This is a genomic window from Roseateles chitinivorans (genome assembly GCF_002761755.1).
Lineage (GTDB): Bacteria > Pseudomonadota > Gammaproteobacteria > Burkholderiales > Burkholderiaceae_C > Roseateles > Roseateles chitinivorans.
In genome coordinates this window covers 1-501 of sequence record NZ_PEOG01000181.1, presented here as the reverse complement: position 1 = coordinate 501, position 501 = coordinate 1, and the positions used below count along the sequence as shown (strand labels likewise).

1 protein-coding gene is annotated in these 501 nt (G+C 66.5%); it reads left to right on the top strand.

Annotation, left to right across the window (positions count from 1 at the left end):
• Window positions 1–377, top strand: a 377-nt coding sequence (locus CS062_RS25275) for an acyl-CoA dehydrogenase family protein (RefSeq protein ID WP_259373126.1), incomplete at its 5' end; no start/stop codon positions are given.
• Window positions 378–501: the final 124 nt, after the last annotated feature.

The following is a 501-nucleotide window of genomic DNA, read 5'->3' as shown; positions in this document are numbered from 1 at the left end:
AGCAGATCGGTGCGGCGTCGCGATGCCTGGACCTGACCGTCGCCTACAGCAAGGACCGTGTGCAGTTCGGCAGGCCGATCGGCAGCTTCCAGGCGCGCAAGCACCGCATGGCAGACCTGTACGTCAAGGTCGCCTCGGCACGCGCCGTCGTGCACGATTCCATGGCGACCCCGTCATCGACGTCGGCAGCGCTGGCACGTTACTTCGCCAGCGAGGCACTGTCGGCGGTGACCTCGGAGGCCGTACAGATCCACGGCGGTATCGCGATCACGTGGGAACACGACATTCAGCTGTACTTCAAGCGTGCCCACGGCAGCGCCCAGCTGCTCGGCCCGCCGCGTGAGCAGCTGCGCCGGCTCGAAGCCGAGGTGTTCTGAAGTCCACGTGATCTAGCGTGGGTGAGATGAACGACCGCGTCGCACTTCGGGCAGGGGTTCCACCGTTCTACGTGATGGACGTGTGGCAGGCCGCGGCCGAACGCCAGCGCACCCACGGTGACCT